Below are 17,828 nucleotides of genomic sequence, written 5' to 3'. Positions count from 1 at the left end.
CTACCCCCCCGGCCGGTCCGGGCGCCCGGCCGGTCCTCGCCGCCGGTCAGTCCTCGATCCGCCGCCAGGGCCGATCCGCCTCCAGCGCGAAGGCCAGCTCCAGGAGTACCCGCTCCTGCCCGTGCGCCGCCGACAGGTGCACGCCGACCGGCAGCCCGCTGAGCGCCGAGCCCGCCGGCAGGGCGATGCCCGGGCCGCCGGTCACGTTGTTGACCGGGGTGAAGGCGACGTAGCGCAGCAGCCGGTCCATCAGCTCCTCGAAGTCGACGTTCGGGCTGAGGTGCCCGATCGGCGGGGCGGTGTGGGCGAGCACCGGGGAGAGGATCACGTCGTGGTTGCGGAAGACCCGCTTGTACACCCCCTCGGCCCGGCGCAGCCGCCGTAGCACGCCCGGGGTGTGCGGGAACTCCGCCTGGAACTGCCGGCGCAGCCCGGTGGTCAGGCCGTCCAGCCTGTCGGCGCGGAAGCTGGGGTCGATCAGCAGCCGGCCGGTGAAGGCGATCGCCCAGGCGATGTAGCCCCAGTAGGAGACGAAGTCCCGGGAGAACTCCTCACCGAAGGGCAGGGCGGTCGGCTCGACCCAGTGGCCCATCGCCTCGAGTCGCGCGGCGGTCTCCTCGACCACCCGGCGGGTCGCTTCGTCGGTCTTGGCGATCGGCGAGTCGACGACCAGGCCGATCCGCAACCGCTGCTCGCCGGGGCCCTCGACCAGGCCGAGCGGGGGCAGCTTGGGGTTGCGGCGGTGCCGCTCGGCGGCGGCGAAGAAGGCGGCGGTGTCGCGCACCGAGCGGGTCAGCACACCGTCGGTGACCAGGTCGATCGGCAGTTTGGCGCCCTGGGAGTTGGCGACCAGCCGGCCCCGGGTGGGTTTGAGTCCGACCAGGCCGCAACAGGCGGCCGGGATGCGGATCGAGCCGCCGCCGTCGTTGGCGTGCGCGATCGGCACCACGCCGGAGGCCACCAGGGCCGCCGCGCCGCCCGAGGAGGCGCCGGCCGAGTGCGAGGGCTTCCACGGGTTGCGCACCGGCTGGGCAGTGGCGAATTCGGTGGAGGCGTTGAGGCCGAACTCGGGCAGCCGGGTCTTGCCGAGGACGGCGAGGCCGGTGGAGAGGAACTGGTCGGTGAAGCGCGCGTTGCGGCGGGCCGGTTGGGCACGGAAGGCCTCGCTGCCCATCGAGGTCGGCAGCCCGCGCAGGTCGACGTTGTCCTTGAGGTAGGTCGGCACGCCCCAGAGCGGCCCGCCGATGCCTTCCCGGCTGATCTGCGGCTTGTCGTACGAGGCGTGGGCGACCGGTAGCAGCCTGCCGTCCACCCGTGCGGCACGGGCGACGGCCGCGCCGACCAGCTCCCGGGGGTTGACCGCGCCGGCCCGGACCAGGGCGGCCAGTGCCACCGCGTCGTACCGGCCGAGGGCGTCGTCGGCGAACGCGTGAACCTTCTCGTCGGTCATCCGAACTCCCCACTCCCTGCCGGACTTTCGGCCGTCCGGTCATCGCGTCGGCTCCGCACCGGCAGGTAGTACTGCCCAATTCTACTGACCGGTAGTCGCACAAGACATCGAGTGTATGCGTCCGTCAGCGATACCGGGCCCGCCGCCACGGTCAGCAGGTAAACGATCCGTCAAATCTTCAAGGGCGCACGAGCGTTCGGCATGCGCCCCCGTGTTCACCCCACCCGCCCGTCCACGATCGTTTCACCTGCTGCCGCCGGGAAAGATCCCGAACACGAACCGTTCCGGTCCTTCCCACCCGACCCAAGGTGACGCCCGTGCCGATCCACTTCTTCCCGACCACCCGGTTCACCGCCGCCACCGCCCCCGGCGGCCTCCCCCTGCTCGGCCACGCCCCCGCCTTCATCCGCCGCCCGTTCGACTTCGTGGCCGGCCTGCCCGCCCACGGCGACCTCGTCCGGCTGCGGCTCGGCCCGCTCGACGCGTACGTCGCCTGCCACCCCGAACTCGTCCGCCGGCTGCTCACCGAGGACCGTACGTACGACAAGGGCGGACTCGTCCTCGACAAGGCCCGCGAGGTCTTCGGCGACGGCCTCGCCACCTGCCCCGCCGCCGCCCACCGGCGCCAACGCCGCATGCTCCAGCCCGCGTTCCACCGCGACCGGCTGCCCGGCTACGCCGCGATGATGGCCGAGGAAATCGCCGGCACCACGGCCGCCTGGCGCGACGGCGAGGTGGTCGACGTCCCCGCCGCGATGTACCGCCTCACCACCGCCGTCACCGCCCGCTGCCTGTTCGCCGCCCACGAACGGGCCGGCTCGCTGCCGGTGCACGCGTGCATGGACGTCATCACCCGCGGCGTCGGCCGGCGCGTCATGATGCCGCTGCCCGGCGCCGACCGCATCCCCACCCCCGGCAACCGCCGCTTCCGGCGCGCCCGGCAGGACCTCAAGGAGATCACCCGCCGGCTGATCGCCGACCACCGCGCCGCCGGCACCGACCACCACGACCTGCTCTCCACCCTGCTCAGCGCCGTGGACGAGGACGGACAGGGCCTCACCGACGCCGAGATCCACGACCAGGTGGTCACCTTCCTGCTGGCCGGCACGGAGACCACCGCCGCCACCCTCTCCTGGGCGTGGACCCTGCTCGCCGCCAACCCGGCCGTCCGCGAGCGCCTGCACGCCGAACTCGACGCCGTCCTCGACGGCCGCCCCGCCCGCCACGAGGACCTGCCCGCCCTCCCGCTCACCGCCCGGATCGTCAGCGAGACCCTGCGGCTCTACCCGCCGGTCTGGATCCTCAGCCGCACCGTCACCGCCGACACCCGGCTCGGCGGCCACCACGTCCCGGCGGGCGCCACCGTCCTCTTCAGCCCTTACCTGCTGCACCGCCGGGCCGACGTCTTCACCTGCCCCGACCGCTTCGACCCCGACCGCTGGCTCACCACCGCCCGCCCCGCCCCCGGCACCTACGCCCCCTTCGGCCTCGGCGCCCGCCGCTGCATCGGCGACACCTTCGGCACCACCGAGGCCGTCCTCGCCATCGCCACCATCGCGGCCCGCTGGACCATCACTCCCACCCCCGGCCGTCCCATCCGCCCCACCCGCAGCTCCTCCCTGTCCCCGCGCCCCTTCACGGCGACCCTGACCCGCCGGTAGGAGCCCGGCTGGGCCCGATTGGAGCCGGGTGGGAGCTGGGGTGGGAGCTGGGGTGGGGCGAAGTGCGGGGGTGGCGGCTCCGGGACGGTACTGTCGCGCGGGGGCCGGCGGGGTTGTGCCGGTCGGACTATCGGCTCGACTGGGGCAGCATCAGAAACATGAACGCTCGATCACCGCGGGGGCTCCCGGCCCGGCTGCTCCGCGCCGTCCGGACGTATCCGCGCCGCTCGCCGCTGACACTCTGCTACGTCGGCCTGCTCGTCCTCGGACACATCTGGGTCGAGGACCGGCTCTCCGCGGACCGGGCGGACGCCCTCCGCGCCTACATCAGCACCAACCTCGACAACCTGCACGACCATCCGGTCACCGCACTGTTCGGCAGCGCGCTGCTCTTCGACGGCACGCTCACCGACATCGCCTCCACCGGCTTCGGCGGCACCCTGATCACCCTCGGCCTCGGCATCTGCTGCTGCCTCGCCTGGGCGGAGCGCCGCTTCGGCAGACTGCGCGCCGCCGCCGTCCTCCTCGGCGGCCACATCGGCGCCACCCTGATCACCGCAGCCGTCATCCTGGTCGCCCTGCGGCACGGCTGGTACCCGGAGAGCGTGCGCCAGGACTCGGACTACGGCATCAGCTACGGCGCCCAGACCTCCCTCGCATTCGCCACCCTCGCCCTGCCCCGCTGGGCCCGCCTCCCCTGGGCCGCCTTCGTGGTCGCCTGGCCGCTCTCCGGCGACGGCGAATGGCCCGGCCCGCTACCGGACTTCACCACTGTCGGCCACCTGCTCTCGGCCGCCCTCGGCTTCGCCCTGGCCGGCACCGCGGCCGCCCTGGCCTCGCGCCGCCGCCGGGCCGATGCGCTTGCCACGGCGGACGCCCACCCGTGATCATCCACCGATGAGCAACCCGGGCGCCGCCCGGCCGCACTGACGCTGCACCTGCGCCACGCAGGCTCGCGACACCGCCGCCGCTGCCCCGTCAGCTCGACGGCCCCCGCCCGTCGGCGATCTCGGCGAGCAGCCGCTCGATCGTCTCCAACCGCCGCCGCAGGTCCTCCACGTCGCCGCGGGTGGCGCTCTGCTCGCTCGCCTTCAGGGTGACCAGCAGCTGCCCGTCCGGCTCCAGCCGGGCCTTGGCGACATCGGTCAGCTTGTCGCCGTTCTGGACCCGGATGGCGTGCTCCAGCTCGGACGGGCGCAGCGCCAGGTCGTGCAGCGCGCCGGGCACCAGCTTGCCGCCCTCGACGACGGTGGTGGGCGTGCCCTCCAGGATCCGGGCGGCCCTCGGGTCCCGGGCGAGCCAGCGGGTGACGACGGCGTTCACCGCGATCAGGGTGGCCGCCCCGATCGCGCCGCCGAACAGGCTGTTGTCGTCGCCGATGATGGCGTTCTGCACCACGTTGGAGAGCAGGAAGATGACCACCATGTCGAAGGTGTTCAGCTGCGCCAGCCCGCGCTTCCCGGCGATCCGGAACAGGACCAGGACCAGCGCGTAGACCGCGACCGTACGCAGGATCTTCTCGACGATCGGAATCTGGACGACCGCCAGGTCATGCCACATGGCCCCGCTCCTCCCACCAGCACTCGACGGAACGGGGCCGACGCTACGCCACGGGAGGCTACGAGCGCCGCTTCGGCTTGCCGCGCCGGGCCGCCGCCGCACCCCGGCCACCAGCCGACGGCTTCGGCTTCTGCCCGCCGGCCTTCGACGCTCCCGCCTTCTGCCCGCCGGCCTTCGACGCTCCCGCCTTGGCCCCGCCCGCCTTCTGCTGCGGCTTGCGCTGGCCCGCCGCCGCCTTCTTCGGCTGCTCCTCGGCCGGCGCCTGCCCGGCCCCGCGCCCGCGCGAGCTGTTGACCGTACGGCCGCGGACGATCCCGATGAACTCCTCCACCAGGTCGGTCGTCCGCTCCTGCGGCCAGGACAGCGCCACCTGCGACTGCGGCACCTCCGTCACCGGCCGGAAGGTGAGGTCCCGACGGTGGTGCAGCCGGGCGAGGGACTGCGGCACCAGGAGCACGCCGACGTTGGCCGCGACCAGCTCGATCGCGTCCGCCGTGGTGTCCGGGCGGGCGATGGCGGGTCGCCCGGGCAGGGTGTCGGTGGTGAGGCCCAGGGTGTCGTCGAGCGGGTGGAAGACCACCTCCTCGGCGAGGTCGTCGGGCGTGACCTCCTCGGCGGCGGCGAGCCAGTGGTCCTTGGGGAAGACCACGACGGTGGTCTCGGTGTACAGCGGGATCGCGCTGAGCACGTCCTTGTCGACCGGCAGCCGGACCAGCCCGGCGTCCGCGCCGCCCTCGCGCAGGGTCCGCTCGCCGTCGCCGACCGGGAGCGCGAGGAGGTCGAGCGGGACGTCCGGAAGCCGCTCCTCCCAGACCCGGACCCATTTGCCGGGGGTCACGCCCGGGACGTACACGAGCCGGAAGGAGGGGTTCACCTGCATGTCTGTCACAGGGCAAGGCTACCGACCGTGACCGGAGGAGGCCGCGCGCTCCCTTACCCTTGTCACCATGACATCGCTCAAGCAGAAGACCAGCCAGACCATGAAGCCGGCCACGGCGGCCAAGAAGCTGGGGATTTACCTCGCCGCGGCGCCGACCGACTTCCAGGAGGGCGTGGTCTCCCGCGAGGAGCTCAACGCGCTGCAGGCCGAGCCGCCGCAGTGGCTCCAGGACCTGCGCAAGGACGGCCCGCACCCGCGCCCGGTGGTCGCCGCCAAGCTCGGCATCTCGATCGCGGGCCTGGCCCGCGGCGGCGTGACCGAGGCGGTCACCACCGAGCAGATCGAGGCGATCAAGGCCGAGAACCCGCTCTGGCTGCAGCACGAGCGCGCCAACCAGGTCGACGCCCGCAAGGAAGCCGTGCGGATCAAGGAGAAGCAGGAGAAGGACGCCGCCGCCAAGGCCGCCAAGGAGGCGAAGGCCGCCCAGGCCCGCTGACCCCGCCCCGGCCCTCCCCGGCCCCTGACACTCCCCGGTTCCCTGCTGCTCCGGACCCCTGGTGCTCCGGAGTCCCTGGTGCTCCGGACTTCGGGCCCTTCCGGGCTCCGGCGGCGGCGATTGTCAGACCCCTGCGCAACGATGGTGCCGACGTCCGTTCCCACGGGCGTCGGCACAGTCGTACGCAGGGGTCAGCACGGGATCAGCACGGGGTCAGCAGACAGGGAGGCCGACAGGTGGCAGGGGCACTGGAGGGGCGGATCGCCCTGGTCGCGGGGGCGACGCGGGGCGCCGGGCGGGGTATCGCGGTCGAGCTCGGCGCGGCCGGCGCGACGGTGTACGTCACCGGCCGCAGCACCCGGGAGCACCGCTCGGAGTACGACCGTCCCGAGACGATCGAGGACACCGCCGACCTGGTCACCGCGGCGGGCGGCCGGGGCATCGCGGTGCCGACGGACCACCTGGTCCCGTCCCAGGTGGCCGCCCTGGCGGAGCGGATCGACGCCGAGCAGGGCCGGCTGGACGTCCTGGTCAACGACATCTGGGGCGCGGAGAAGCTGTTCGGCTGGAACATCCCGGTCTGGGAGCACGACCTGGACGACGGCCTGCGGCTGCTGCGCCTGGCGGTGGAGACGCACGCCGTCACCAGCCACCACCTCCTCCCGCTGCTGCTGAAGCACCCGGGCGGCCTGGTCGTGGAGATGACGGACGGCACCGCCGAGTACAACCGCGACACCTACCGCAACTCGTTCTTCTACGATCTGGCCAAGACCTCGGTGCTGCGGATGGCCTTCGCGCTCGGCCACGAACTGGGCCCGCGCGGCGCCACCGCGGTCGCGCTCACCCCGGGCTGGATGCGCTCCGAGATCATGCTGGAGAACTTCGGCGTCACCGAGGAGAACTGGCGCGACGCCGTGGCCCGGGAGCCGCACTTCGGCATCTCCGAGTCCCCGTACTTCGTCGGCCGGGCGGTCGCCGCCCTGGCCGCCGACGGCGAGGCCGCCCGCTGGAACGGCCGCTCGACGTCCAGTGGGCAGCTCGCCCGGGAGTACGGCTTCACCGACCGGGACGGCAGCCGACCGGACTGCTGGCGCTACCTGGTCGAGGTGATGGACGGGGGCAAGCCGGCCGCCCCGGAGGCCTACCGCTGACGTTCCGCGTGACTCCGGCCGCTCCGACCATCGCCGATCCGCGTCGGCCCTCGCAGGCCCTCGTCGGCCCTCGTCGGCGGCGTGATCGGCACCCGGTGGCGGCCGGAACTCCCTCCCTCCGCCGTGTGTTGACCGCGCCGCCGATCACTCCGAATAATCGGCGGGATCGGGGCGCCCCACAGGGAACCCGTGTCGCACCGACCGCGCCACACCAGGGGGATCCATGATCGAGCAGCCGCAACCCGCCGCACTGGCCGCACTGGCCGACGAGTACTTCGACGCCGAGAACACCCACAACCCGTTCGACGCGACCCTCGGCGGCGTCGAGGGCTACGCACACCTGCTGCCCGACCCCTCCCGCGCCGCCGATCAGCGGTACCGCGAGACCCTGCGGGGCTTCGGCACCCGGCACGCCGCGATCCCGCTCGACGGCCTGAACACCGAGGACCGGATCACCCACCGGCTCCTGGCCCGGCTGATCGACAACGGCATCGGCCGACTCACCCACGGGCTGCACGAGTTCAGCATCTCGGCAACCATCGTCGCCCCGCACAACGAGGTCTTCAGCTCGCTCGCGATGGTCCCCGTCGACCACGAGGGCCCCGACGCCTACCTGGAACGACTCGCCGGCCTGCCCGGCTACTTCGACGCCGCCCTGCGCCGTGCCCTGGACGCCGCCGCCGAGGGCCGCCACCCGCTGCGCAGCGGGGTCGATGCCGCCGTCGCCCAGCTGGACACCCACCTCGCGACCGCCCCGGACGAGGACTCGCTGCTGCGCCCGCTGCGGGGCCGCCCGGAGTACGAGCGCGCCCTGGCGATCGTGCGCGAGACCGTCCGCCCGGCGCTGGCCCGCTACCGGGCCGGGCTGGCCCAGCAGTTGGCACCGGAGGCCCGCCCCGACGACCGGGCCGGCGTCTGCCATGTGCCGGGCGGCACCGAGGGCTACGCCGACGCCGTCGCCCGCTTCACCCGGCCCGGGCTCACCCCGGAGGAGGTCCACCGGACCGGCCTGGACGCGGTCGCGGCGCTGCGCGAGGAGTTCGCCGAGCTCGGCGGCAAGGTGCTCGGCATCACCGACCCCGAGGGCGTGCTGACCGCGCTGCGCGAGGACCGCTCGCTGCGCTTCGGCAGCGCGGCCGAGATCATCGCCCTGGTGGACGCCGCTCTGGAGCGGGCCCGCCGCGCCTCGGCCGACTGGTTCCGCCCGTACCCGATCGCCGACTGCGTGACCAAGGAGATCGACCCGATCGAGGCGGAGACCGCGCCGCTGGCCTACTACCAGCCGCCGGGCCCCGGCGGGCTGCCCGGCACCCACTGGATCAACACCCTGCGCCCGGAGACCCGGTTCACCTACGAGTACGAGGCGATCGCCTTCCACGAGAGCGTGCCCGGCCACCACCTGCAGCTCGCCGTCGCACAGACCCTGCACCACCTGCCGCAGTTCCGGCAGAAGCCGAGCAGCCAGCTGACCGCCCACGTCGAGGGCTGGGGCCTGTACACCGAGCGGCTCGCGGACGAGATGGGGCTGTACAGCTCGGACCTCACCCGCTTCGGCATGCTCTCGATGGACGCGCTGCGGGCGGTGCGCCTGGTGGTGGACACCGGGATGCACCACTACGGCTGGTCCCGGGAGCGGGCAATGGCGTTCATGCGGGAGAACACCGCGACCCCCGAGGCCAACGTCCGCAACGAGATCGACCGCTACATCTCCTGGCCGGGCCAGGCCACCTCGTACCTGATCGGCCGTCGGGAGCTGGTCCGCCACCGTGAGCGGGCCCAGGCCGCGCTCGGCGCCCGGTTCGACGTCCGGGAGTTCCACCACCAGCTGATCGGGCACGGCAGCCTGCCGCTGGGGGTGCTGGACGATCTGGTCTCGGACTGGATCGCGGCGCAGTAGCGCACGGCCGTACGCCCTGTACCGCCTACACCGCCGCCTGTACGCCCTGTACGGCCGTGCGCCCGCGCGGCCGTACAGGGCGTACAGGGCGTACAGGGCGTACAGGGCGTACGGGGCGTACGGGTGCTGAAACGGTTCCGCACGCCCGGCAAAGGCTTCGCCCGCCCGGACGTGGCGTCACTCGTTCGGGCCTGTCGACACGGTAGTGTCCGCTGGCGCGGTCCCCGCCATCCGGGTGACCGCCGCTCACGCACACCCAGATGGAGGAACCCGTGCCGGCTCCCGCCCGCCGCGCCCTGGCCGTGGCCGCGGCCGTCCTGCTCGCCGCAGCCGCAGGCTGCTCGTCCGGCGGTGGCCACACCACCAAGGCGACCGCCGGCCACAGCTCCGCCCCGGGCGGGGACGCAGCCCAGCCCGCCCCGGCCGCGATCGTGACCGGCCCCGGCCCGAAGAGCTCCTACGAGGTCCAGCCGCAGCCCGCGCCGGGCAGCTGCCACTACCGCTACGCCGCGGACAAGCAGCCGCTGCCCGACCCGAGCTGCACCCCGGGCGCGATCAGCCCGGCGGTCAACCAGGACAGCCTCAAGGACACCATCTGCAAGCCGGGCGGCTACACCTCGACCATCCGCCCGCCGGCGAACCTCACCGGCAAGGAGAAGGCCGAGAACGCCAAGTCCTACGGCTACACCGGCCCGATGGGCGACGCCGAGTATGACCATCTGATCAGCCTCCAGCTCGGCGGCGATCCCAACGACGCGCGCAACCTCTGGATCCAGCCGCCCTCCCCCGGCCACGTCCCGGGCAAGGGTCCGAACAATCCCAAGGACTCGGTGGAGACCCACCTGCACACCGCGATCTGCAAGGGCCAGGTCACCCTCGCCGCCGCCCAGCAGGCGATCGCCACCGACTGGACCACGGCCGAGGTCAAGCTCGGCATCAGGTCCGGCGGCACGCCGACCGCCGAGGCCGACGCCGACGGGGACTGACGGATCGTTTCGGCAGCGGACCGTTCCGGCTGCAGACCGCTCCGGCAGCGGACCGTTTCGGCAGCAGACCGTTCCGGCAGCCGAGCATTCCGCCCGAGACGTGGGGCAGCTCAGCGCCCGGGCGACTCCACCGGCTCCCCGAGCGTCTCCACCAGCTCGGCGATGGTGTCGAACGGCCGGTACTCCGCGAGCTCCGCGCCCAGCGCGCGGGCCCGCTCGCGGAACCGGCCCTCGCCGAGCACCTGGTCGACCGCCCGGCCGACCTCCTCCGGCGCCGGACGGCCCGTCCGCAGGTCCAGCCCAGCGCCCGACCACTGCACCCGGGCCGCCACCTCCGGCTTGTCCTCGCCGGCTCCGGCCACCACCAGCGGCACCCCGTACCGCAGCGCGGTCTGCACCCCGCCGTAGCCGCCGTTGCTGACCAGCACGTCGGTGTGCGGCAGCAGCCGCTCGAACGGGACGTAGTCGACGGCGCGCACGTTCCCCGGCAGGCCGCCGCCGAACAGGTCGGCGAGCGCCCGAGGCCCGTCCGGACGGCCGGTGGCGGCCACCACCAGCACGTCCCGCTCCGCCAGGGCGGCGACGGTCGGCGCGACCAGCTCCCCGAGGTCGGCGTTGGCCAGGGTCCCCTGGGTCACCACGACGACCGGCCGCTCGCCCGTCACCTCGCCCCACCACGACGGCAGCGGCTGCTCACTGCCGACCAGGCCCGGCAGCGCGCCGATCAGCCGGTAGCCGGGCGGGGCGTCGCTGCGCGGGTACTCGAAGCCCGGCACGGTCAGCTGCAGGAAGTGGTCCGGCACGGTCACCATGGCCAGCCCGCGCGGCCCCTCCGGCAGCCGGACGCCCAGCTCCGCGTACACCTTCTCGGCGTACCGGCGCAGCGGCTCGCCGCGCCGGTACGCCTCCTCCCGCAGCGCCCGGTTGCGGGCCCGGCCCTCCTCCCCCGGCAGGGGCGGCAGCCCGGGCCCGAAGGGCGCGGTGTCCACGCTCGGCAGCATCGACGGGGTCACCCCGATGCCGATCAGCGCCGGACGCTCCGGCCGAGGACGGCTCAGCGCCAGCGGCAGCGCGCCCTGCAGGAAGGCGTCCGCGATCACGGCGTCCGCCGGGAACTCGGCCAGCAGTGCGAGCAGCGCCCGGTACTGGACGGGGATCGGGTCGAGGAACACGTGCTGCGCGTCGAAGGCGAGCCGCTCCGGACCGGGCGGCAGACTCGACCGCCCCGGGAAGCTCGCGTCGAGGTCGCGGTCGTCGAAGTCCGCCCCGGCCGGCAGCGCGACGAACCGCGCCCCCGCCCGCTCCGCCGCGCCGGCGAACCGCGAGCCGCCGAGGAACACCACCTGGTGGCCGCGGGCGACGAGGTCGGCGGAGACGGCCAGCAGCGGGCTGGTGTGGCCGTGGGCGGGCACGGCGGTGGTGATGATCCTGGACAGCGGAGGCTCCCGAGGTCGAACGCGGTTCGTGGTCGGACATCACGGTAGGCACGCCCGATTGACAATCGATGAACGCGTCAGCGCCCGAGGACCGCACCACCGTTGACGCCGATGACCTGCCCGGTGACGTACCCGGCGGCCGGGGAGACGAGGTAGGCGACCGCGTCCGCCACGTCGGCGGGGGTGCCGGCCCGGCCGACCAGGGTGTCGGCGACCTTCCGGGCGTGGAACTCCTCGCTCCACCCCGAACCGAAGATCTCGGTCTCCTCGATGTAACCGGGCGCGAGCACGTTGACCGTGATCCCGTCCGGCCCCAACTGCCGGGCCAGGCCGAAGGCCCAGCCGTGCAGGGCGGCCTTCGCGGCAGCGTAGGAGCCGGCCGAGTGCGGGCCCGCGCCGCCGCGCTGGGCCGCCGCCGAGCTGATCACGACCAGCCGCCCGCCGGGGCGGCGCAGCGCGCCCTGCAGGGCGGTGGTCAGCAGCACCGCGGTGAGCAGGTTGATGTCCAGGTCGTGCCGCCAGGAGCGGGCCAGGGCGGCCAGGCCGTCGTCCTCGGGCGGGGTGATGATGGCACCCGCGTTGTTCACCAGCGCGTCCACCGGGCCGAGTTCGGTGATCCGGGCAGCCGCCGCCTCGACCGCCTCCGGGTCGGTCAGGTCGACCGCCACCGGGACGATCCGGCCCGAACCCACCGTCCACTCGATCTCCTCCCGGGCCTGCTCCAGCACGTCCGCCCGGCGCCCGATGATCACCACCCGGTGCCCGTCCCCGGCCAGCCGGGCCGCGATCGCCCGGCCGATCCCGGTGCCGCCGCCGGACACCACCGCGAGCTGTTCCCCCGTCACTTCATCCCCCTCGCACCCCTGCGCATCGCTCGGCGCGGCTCGGCCCGGGCACTTCCGCCCCTTCGGTTCCGAACCGCTCCCCGGTACCGTAGCGAGGCACACGAGCGGGCGAGCACCGGACCGCCGTTGGCGCTGCGCGATGCTCGGCGTGCTCCTGGGCCACCTGGCGCGCTGCCGGCGATCCTGGCCATCACCTTCCTGATCCACCCGCCGGACATCACCATCCCCTGGTGAGCCGCCGGAGCCCGCTACGCCGTCAACCGATCTACCAGGCTGCGCAGTTCGGCCGCACGCCACACCCGGTCGCCGAACCCGGGCAGCGTCAGGTGCAACGGCTCGGTCCAGCGCGCGGGCACCGCCGCCGAGCCGTACCGCGCCCCGGCCAGGCCGCCGGTGACGGCCGCCACGGTGTCGGTGTCGCCGCCGAGGTCGATCGCGGCCCGGAGCGCGGGCTCGAACCCGTCGGTGGTGCGCAGCCCCCAGACCGCCGAGCCCAGGCTGGGCCAGACGGCGCCGTTGGCCTCGGTGGCGCGGTCGGGGTGCCAGTCGGGGGCGAGGACGGTGGCGTAGCGCTCGCGGCTGTCGGGGTCGGCGTGGGCCAGGGCCTCGGGGATTCCGTCGAGCGGGTCGGTACCGTCGAGGGCGAGGCGGACCAGCTCGTGGAAGATCGCCGTGCCCTCCCAGGCGGCCCGGTCCCCGTGGGTGAGGGCGGCGATCCGGCGGCCGGCGTCCATGGTGGCCCGCCGACCGGCGCGGGCGAAGGCCACGGCGGAGGTCGAGGCGCGCATCAGGGCGCCGTTGCCGGCGGCGCGCAGGGTGGTGTTGAAGTGGACGGCGGCGGCGAGGTCCCAGGGGAGGTCGCTTGTGAGCACGGCCTCGGTCTGGATGCCGATGTCCTTGGGGTCGGCGGCGGCCCAGCGGCGGAACCGGTCGAAGAGGTCCGGGAGGTCCAACCCGCCCCGCTCGACCAGGGATTCGGCGACAAGGACGGCCATCTGGGTATCGTCGGTGGCCTCGCCGCGCTCCCAGCCGCCGCCGGCGACCATCTCGCCGGGGGTACCGGCAGGAAAGCGGGCGGTGTAGGCCCCGGCCGGGCCGAACTCGTACGGGGCGCCGAGGGCGTCGCCCACCGCCGCGCCGAGGACGGCCCCGGCCGCGCGGTCACGCCAGGCCGGGCCCGAGTCCGTGCCGGTGCTGGTGCCCGTGTCCGGGGTCATCAGTCCCGGCCCGGGACGATCGGCAGGCTGCGCTTGTGCTCGGTGCGGCGGTAGTGGCCGAGGATGGTGGCGAAGGCCTCCTCGCTGACCGGGCGGCCCTCCAGGAAGTCGTCCAGGGCGTCGTAGGTGACGCCGAGGGCCTCCTCGTCGGGGCGGCCGGGGGCGAGGTTCTCCAGGTCGGCGGTCGGGGTCTTCTTGACCAGCTCGGCCGGCGCCCCCAGCGCCTCGGCGATCGACCTGACCTGACCCTTCGTCAGGCCGGACAGCGGCATCACGTCGGCCGCGCCGTCGCCGTACTTGGTGAAGAAGCCGACGGCCGCCTCCGCCGCGTGGTCGGTGCCGACGACCAGGCCCCCGTTGGCGCCCGCCGCCGCGTACTGGACCACCATGCGCTGGCGGGCCTTGACGTTGCCGCGGACGAAGTCCTCCTGAGCGGGGCTGGTGAAGGCCAGGCCGGCGGTCAGCAGGGCGGACAGGGCGGCGTCGGTCGCGGGCTTGACGTCGACGGTCAGCAGCTCGTCCGGCTCGATGAAGGCGACCGCCCGCCGGGCGTCGTCCTCGTCCGCCTGCACCCCGTAGGGCAGTCGCATCGCGCAGAAGGCCGCCTGGTGGCCGTCGGCGCGCAGCCGGTCGACGGCGAGCCGGCAGAGCCGCCCGGCGGTGGTGGAGTCCACGCCGCCGCTGATGCCGAGCACCAGGGTGCGGGCGCCCGCGGCCCGGACCTGCTCGGCCAGGAACGCCACCCGGCGCTCGGCCTCCCGCAGGGGGTCGGGGACGGGCGCGACCCCGAGGGCTTGGGCGATCTCCCGCTGAAGATCGGCGGTGAGGGGCTCGGTCATTCCGACTCCTTGGGGCAGGTGACGTGGTGGGGCCCGTCATCGTCGTCACCGGCGAGTTCAGCGAGGTGGTGGCGGTGATGAACAGGCGATCGTTCTTCGGGCGTCGTGCTGCGGACCGGTGTTGTCTGACACAACGTGCCCGCGCAGAGCGTGGCTGTTCCGGTGTCACGGCCAGTTTCCCAGCCGTCGCAGGGCCGTGGGCCTGCGCCGAGGAGCGCGACACCGGACGTCGCACCGGCGCGTCGTCACTCCGTCTCGAACTGCACGAGGTGAGCAACCTCGCGCCCGTGCGCGTCAAGGCAGGGGTGGATGCCGCCGCCCTCGCCGTTGTCCAGCAGGGCGATGACGTTCTTCCGGGCCCCCTCGTCCGGCAGAACGCACCATCCGGTACGGAACGCGTCGGGAACGGCGCGGTCGGGCATCTGAAGGGCATCCGGCCAGGACAGTCGGCAGGCGTCCTCGAAAACCGGCAGAAGGCCGCGGTCCTGGCCGCTCGCTGCGCGACGGCGAATCTCCTGCCCGGCCAGCCTCATCAGACTGCCCACCGAGGCATCGTCACTGTCCTGCGACCCGGTCAGACAGACCACGCCGCAGTGCGTCAGCACGCCGACCCCGGAGAACTCGCCGAGCTCCACCGGCGGCGCCTCGCCGAACCACAGCAGGATTCCGAGCGCCACCGGCGCCGTTTGCGAGGAAGCGTCCATCACGGCATACACAGGGTGATCGCCGGGAGGAACCTCCAGGTCGTCCGCCTCGCCCGACGTGGGGTCGTAGACGCTCGCCACACCCGATGGGACCGCAAGTTCACCCAGGTAGTGGAAGCTCCAGGAATCACGCTGTCCGCTCCTCCGCGGCCCATCCGCGAGGTGGTCAAACAATGCCTTGGCGAAATCCATCCGAGTCTCCCTCTGTCTGTCAGCTCTGTCTGTCAGGGCATCGGGCAACGCCCCTGTCCTGGCAGCCTCTCAGCCGCCGCCGACAATAGGGGGTCCTCGGCCTGGGCAGGAAGCGGCGCGGGAGGCCTCGGCGCCGAGCCTGGTCTACCCGCGGGGCATGACTGATCGTTTCACACAGCCCTTCGAAGGCGTCACGGGCAGATGATCGGGCCGGCGAGTTCGAGGAGGCCGTGGTCGAGGAACGCCCACTCAGGCCTCCGCCGTCCCGGACCCGTCCCCCTTGGTCAGCGACACCGGGCTGTGCGACGGCCCCGGGCTGTCCGACGGCCCCGGGTGCGTCAGGATGCCGAGGACCAAGCCGCCGTCCACGGTCTCCTGCGCGACCAGCAGGCTCGCCAACTCGTCCAGGTGGTGCCGGTGTTCCGTCAGCAGGCCGACGGCCCGTCGCTCGGCCCGCCGCAGCAGGGCCGCGACCGCCTCGTCCACGGCACGCTGGGTCTGCTCGGAGTACGGGCGGCGAAGCAGGTCCTCGGGGCTGTCGCCGAGGTAGTGCGGGCTGCCGCTGGAGTAGCCGACCGGGCCGATCTCCGGGGAGAGGCCGAACTCGCGGACCATCCGGGTAGCCACCGAGGTGGCGTTGGCCAGGTCGTTGGCGGCGCCCGTGGAGCCCTCACCGAAGACCACCAACTCTGCTGCCCGCCCGCCGAGTTGGACGGTAAGCAGGTCGGTCAGGTAGCCCTCGCTGTAGAGGTGCCGCTCGGCCTCGGGCAGCTGCTCGGTGGCGCCGAGCGAGACGCCGGCCGGGAGGATGGTCACCTTGGCGACCGGGTCGGCGTGCTCGCACAGCGCGGCCATCAGCGCGTGCCCGGACTCGTGCACGGCGACGGCGTGCCGCTCTTCGGGCAGCAGCGCGTTGGAGGACTCCCGACGGCCGAGCAGCACGCGGTCCCGGGCGGTGTCGAGGTCGTCGGCGGTGAGGGTGGCGCGCCCGGCGCGGACGGCGTTGATGGCGGCCTCGTTGACCAGGTTGGCGAGGTCGGCGCCGGAGAAGCCGGGGGTACCGCGGGCGATCCGGTCCAGGTCGGCGTCCGGGGCGAGGGTCTTGCCCTGGGTGTGCACGGCGAGGATGGCCGCCCGCTCGGCCTGGTTGGGCAGCGGCACGGTGACCTGCCGGTCGAAGCGGCCGGGGCGCAGCAGGGCCGGGTCGAGGGCGTCGGGCCGGTTGGTGGCGGCGATGACGACGATGCCGGTGGTCTGGTCGAAGCCGTCCATCTCGGCGAGCAGCTGGTTCAGGGTCTGCTCGCGCTCGTCGTTGCCGCCGATCCGGGTGCCGCCCGCCCGGCGGGCGCCGACGGCGTCGATCTCGTCGATGAAGATGATCGACGGCGCGCGTTTGCGGGCCTCGTCGAAGAGGTCGCGGACCCGGGACGCGCCGACGCCGACGAACATCTCGACGAACCCGGAGCCGGTCACGGACAGGAACGGCACCTCGGCCTCCCCCGCGACGGCCCGGGCCAGCAGGGTCTTGCCGGTGCCCGGCGGACCCACCATGATCACCCCGCGCGGCCCCTTCGCCCCGGCGGCGGCGTAGCGCTCCGGGCTTCGCAGGTAGTCGACCACCTCGCTGACCTCCTGCTTCACCCCTTCGTACCCGGCGACGTCGGCGAACCCGGTGGCCGGCCGCTCGGCCTCGATGATCTTGGCCCGGGAGCGGCCGATCGCACTCAGTCCACCGCCCAGCGACCGGGCGGCCATCCGGCCCGACCAGAGGAAGAGCCCGCCGAACAGCAGCAGCGGCAGGAACAGCAGCAGCGTGGACCAGATCGAGCTGCCGCCGGCGCGGCTGCCGGTGACGGTCACGTGCTGGTCGCTGAGCGCCCGGCTGAGCTGGGAGGTGTCCAGGGCGGTGGGGATCTGGGTGGTGAAGTGGGTGCCGTTCTTGAGCGTGCCGCTCACCCCGCCGTTGTCACTGACGTCCACCGTCTGCACCTGGCCGGTGTCGACCCGGTTCAGGAAGTCGGTGTAGCCGTAGCGGGTGCCGGGCGTGCCGGGGTTGGAGAACAGCACGAGCAGGAGCAGTGTCACCAGGACGGCGACGGGGAGCAGCCAGCGGCGCCACGAGGGCGGCGGGGGCTTGGGCGGGCCTCCTGGGCCCGGGCGCCGGCCGGGGCCCTGGCCTGATCCTGGGCCCTGGCCCGGGCCTTGGCCTTGGCCTGGGCGCGGGGTCCAGCCGGAGCCCTGACCGGAGCCCTGACTGGGGCCCGGGCCTGGGTCCGGGCCCCAGCGCGGGCCTTGACCGGGGCCGCGCTTCGCCGCTTGCCCGGAGCCGGGCCCCGGCTCGGGGTGCGGCACCGAGTGCGGCTCGGGGTGCGGCTCCGAATGCGGCTCGGAGTGCGGTGGTGTCGCGGGGTGCCAAGCAGCGCGCAGCCGGATTCGTACGATCATCCGCACTCACCGCCTCTCGGGGGCAACCGAGCCTCCGTCTCCATGGTCGGTCGCTCCGCGCCCGGATGG

Annotated in this window: 15 protein-coding genes; 6 read left to right on the top strand and 9 right to left on the bottom strand. The window is 73.8% G+C overall.

Annotated elements, in window-relative coordinates; genetic code table 11:
- Positions 1 to 46: 46 nt before the first annotated feature.
- Positions 47 to 1,450 (bottom strand): amidase, encoded by a 1,404-nt coding sequence (locus ACZ51D_RS29345; protein WP_360502133.1) that lies wholly within the window; start codon positions 1,448 to 1,450, stop codon positions 47 to 49.
- A 317-nt stretch (positions 1,451 to 1,767) separates the two neighbouring features.
- Between ACZ51D_RS29345 and ACZ51D_RS29340 the strand changes: the two genes are divergently transcribed.
- The gene (locus ACZ51D_RS29340; protein ID WP_465624826.1) at positions 1,768 to 3,111 is read left to right on the top strand and encodes a cytochrome P450; all 1,344 of its coding nucleotides are present in this window, start codon (positions 1,768 to 1,770) and stop codon (positions 3,109 to 3,111) included.
- A 158-nt stretch (positions 3,112 to 3,269) separates the two neighbouring features.
- Positions 3,270 to 3,998: a rhomboid-like protein gene (locus ACZ51D_RS29335; RefSeq protein ID WP_360502138.1), complete on the top strand. Its 729-nt coding sequence runs from the start codon at positions 3,270 to 3,272 to the stop codon at positions 3,996 to 3,998.
- Between the two features lie 91 nt (positions 3,999 to 4,089).
- Here ACZ51D_RS29335 and ACZ51D_RS29330 read toward each other — a convergent pair whose 3' ends face one another.
- Both ACZ51D_RS29330 and ACZ51D_RS29325 read right to left on the bottom strand, forming a co-directional pair.
- Entirely contained in the window at positions 4,090 to 4,671 is a 582-nt protein-coding gene (locus ACZ51D_RS29330) for a DUF421 domain-containing protein (RefSeq protein WP_360502140.1), read from the bottom strand.
- 58 nt (positions 4,672 to 4,729) lie between these two features.
- Positions 4,730 to 5,560 (bottom strand): LysR family substrate-binding domain-containing protein, encoded by an 831-nt coding sequence (locus tag ACZ51D_RS29325; RefSeq protein WP_465624823.1) that lies wholly within the window; start codon positions 5,558 to 5,560, stop codon positions 4,730 to 4,732.
- A 58-nt stretch (positions 5,561 to 5,618) separates the two neighbouring features.
- Between ACZ51D_RS29325 and ACZ51D_RS29320 the strand changes: the two genes are divergently transcribed.
- The 4 genes from ACZ51D_RS29320 to ACZ51D_RS29305 all read left to right on the top strand — a co-directional run bounded on the left by ACZ51D_RS29320 (position 5,619) and on the right by ACZ51D_RS29305 (position 10,081).
- Positions 5,619 to 6,047 carry a DUF5997 family protein gene (locus ACZ51D_RS29320; RefSeq protein WP_360502145.1) on the top strand — a complete coding sequence of 143 codons (429 nt, stop codon included), beginning with the start codon at positions 5,619 to 5,621 and terminating at the stop codon, positions 6,045 to 6,047.
- Positions 6,048 to 6,283: 236 nt separating this feature from the next.
- Positions 6,284 to 7,198 (top strand): SDR family oxidoreductase, encoded by a 915-nt coding sequence (locus ACZ51D_RS29315; RefSeq protein ID WP_465624821.1) that lies wholly within the window; start codon positions 6,284 to 6,286, stop codon positions 7,196 to 7,198.
- A 223-nt stretch (positions 7,199 to 7,421) separates the two neighbouring features.
- Entirely contained in the window at positions 7,422 to 9,095 is a 1,674-nt protein-coding gene (locus ACZ51D_RS29310; protein ID WP_465663917.1) for a DUF885 domain-containing protein, read from the top strand.
- A gap of 260 nt (positions 9,096 to 9,355) precedes the next feature.
- A complete protein-coding gene (locus ACZ51D_RS29305; protein ID WP_465663916.1) occupies positions 9,356 to 10,081 on the top strand; it encodes a hypothetical protein in 726 nt (241 codons plus the stop codon).
- Positions 10,082 to 10,191: 110 nt separating this feature from the next.
- Here the strand turns inward: ACZ51D_RS29305 and ACZ51D_RS29300 are convergent, their stop codons facing one another.
- From ACZ51D_RS29300 to ftsH, 6 genes are all read right to left on the bottom strand, one after another.
- Positions 10,192 to 11,493 (bottom strand): nucleotide disphospho-sugar-binding domain-containing protein, encoded by a 1,302-nt coding sequence (locus ACZ51D_RS29300; protein WP_465663915.1) that lies wholly within the window; start codon positions 11,491 to 11,493, stop codon positions 10,192 to 10,194.
- 101 nt (positions 11,494 to 11,594) lie between these two features.
- Positions 11,595 to 12,362, bottom strand: a complete 768-nt coding sequence (locus ACZ51D_RS29295) for an SDR family NAD(P)-dependent oxidoreductase (protein WP_465624813.1) — start codon at positions 12,360 to 12,362, stop codon at positions 11,595 to 11,597.
- Between the two features lie 248 nt (positions 12,363 to 12,610).
- A complete protein-coding gene (locus ACZ51D_RS29290; protein WP_465663914.1) occupies positions 12,611 to 13,579 on the bottom strand; it encodes an ADP-ribosylglycohydrolase family protein in 969 nt (322 codons plus the stop codon).
- A complete protein-coding gene (gene nadE / locus ACZ51D_RS29285; RefSeq protein WP_465624811.1) occupies positions 13,579 to 14,418 on the bottom strand; it encodes an ammonia-dependent NAD(+) synthetase in 840 nt (279 codons plus the stop codon). The genes ACZ51D_RS29290 and nadE overlap by 1 nt, the downstream gene beginning before the upstream one ends.
- Positions 14,419 to 14,663: 245 nt before the next feature.
- On the bottom strand, positions 14,664 to 15,314 hold the full coding sequence (locus ACZ51D_RS29280) for a hypothetical protein (protein ID WP_465663912.1): 651 nt from the start codon (positions 15,312 to 15,314) through the stop codon (positions 14,664 to 14,666).
- Positions 15,315 to 15,563: 249 nt separating this feature from the next.
- On the bottom strand, positions 15,564 to 17,399 hold the full coding sequence (gene ftsH, locus ACZ51D_RS29275; protein ID WP_465663911.1) for an ATP-dependent zinc metalloprotease FtsH: 1,836 nt from the start codon (positions 17,397 to 17,399) through the stop codon (positions 15,564 to 15,566).
- Positions 17,400 to 17,828 lie beyond the last annotated feature (429 nt).

It is taken from the genome of Kitasatospora sp. NPDC033851, from assembly GCF_055576085.1.
Note: the sequence above shows the minus strand (reverse complement) of the source record. Positions and strands in the feature narration are given on the sequence as shown.

Coding starts and splice junctions, on each gene's coding strand:
- ACZ51D_RS29290 (WP_465663914.1), bottom strand. CDS start 13,579: ATGACCCCGGACACGGGCACCAGCACCGGCACGGACTCGGGCCCGGCC.
- ACZ51D_RS29335 (WP_360502138.1), top strand. CDS start 3,270: ATGAACGCTCGATCACCGCGGGGGCTCCCGGCCCGGCTGCTCCGCGCC.
- ACZ51D_RS29280 (WP_465663912.1), bottom strand. CDS start 15,314: ATGGATTTCGCCAAGGCATTGTTTGACCACCTCGCGGATGGGCCGCGG.
- nadE (WP_465624811.1), bottom strand. CDS start 14,418: ATGACCGAGCCCCTCACCGCCGATCTTCAGCGGGAGATCGCCCAAGCC.
- ACZ51D_RS29330 (WP_360502140.1), bottom strand. CDS start 4,671: ATGTGGCATGACCTGGCGGTCGTCCAGATTCCGATCGTCGAGAAGATC.
- ACZ51D_RS29345 (WP_360502133.1), bottom strand. CDS start 1,450: ATGACCGACGAGAAGGTTCACGCGTTCGCCGACGACGCCCTCGGCCGG.
- ACZ51D_RS29320 (WP_360502145.1), top strand. CDS start 5,619: ATGACATCGCTCAAGCAGAAGACCAGCCAGACCATGAAGCCGGCCACG.
- ACZ51D_RS29305 (WP_465663916.1), top strand. CDS start 9,356: ATGGAGGAACCCGTGCCGGCTCCCGCCCGCCGCGCCCTGGCCGTGGCC.
- ACZ51D_RS29310 (WP_465663917.1), top strand. CDS start 7,422: ATGATCGAGCAGCCGCAACCCGCCGCACTGGCCGCACTGGCCGACGAG.